Source organism: Erwinia sp. MYb416 (assembly GCF_037479575.1).
Taxonomy (GTDB): Bacteria; Pseudomonadota; Gammaproteobacteria; order Enterobacterales; family Enterobacteriaceae; genus Erwinia; species Erwinia rhapontici.
Genome location: NZ_JBBGYT010000337.1, coordinates 1,258 through 1,791, shown reverse-complemented (window position 1 = coordinate 1,791; position 534 = coordinate 1,258). Strand labels below are relative to the sequence as shown.

1 protein-coding gene and 1 pseudogene are annotated in these 534 nt (G+C 50.7%); both read left to right on the top strand.

The features are described from left to right. Window positions 1-140, top strand: a 140-nt coding sequence (locus WH277_RS04025; RefSeq protein WP_339504487.1) for a FlhC family transcriptional regulator, incomplete at its 5' end; no start/stop codon positions are given. A 129-nt stretch (window positions 141-269) separates the two neighbouring features. Beyond that, window positions 270-534 (top strand): annotated as a pseudogene (locus WH277_RS04020) (cation:proton antiporter); the annotation flags it as partial.

Here is a 534-nt window from a genome sequence, read left to right as displayed (position 1 = left end):
GCTGTGGCGGCAGTTTTATCAATCATTCGCATCAGCCAACCGGCAGTTTTATTTGCAGCCTGTGCCAGCCCCCCTCACGTGCGGTAAAAAAACGCAGAACCGTCGCCCTTTCTTCGCAACAACCTGAGAATGCAGAATAGGGCGACTGACTCATCATAATAAATTTCTTTCCTTTTCTTCCCGCGCACGCTTTGTCCAGGCAAAGCCTGGAAAAGCTCTATCCTGTATAGAGCACATTAGAACAATGCATTATCTCAAGAGGAGAAAAGATGGGATTTCTTGGATGGACCGCTGCCACAGGGGGGTTGTTATTATTGATGTCGCTGGCATCGGGCTGGATAAGCCGGGGGCCAGTGACGGCTTTTGCTCTCTATTTAATCGCCGGGATACTGTGTGGCCCCTGGGTGCTTAACCTGCTACAGATTGATATTGCTGCTCATGCCCACCTCGCAAAAAATCTGACTGAAATCGCAATGGCGGCCTCACTGTTTATTACCGGGCTAAAACTGCGCCTGCCGCTGAACAGTCCCGGCT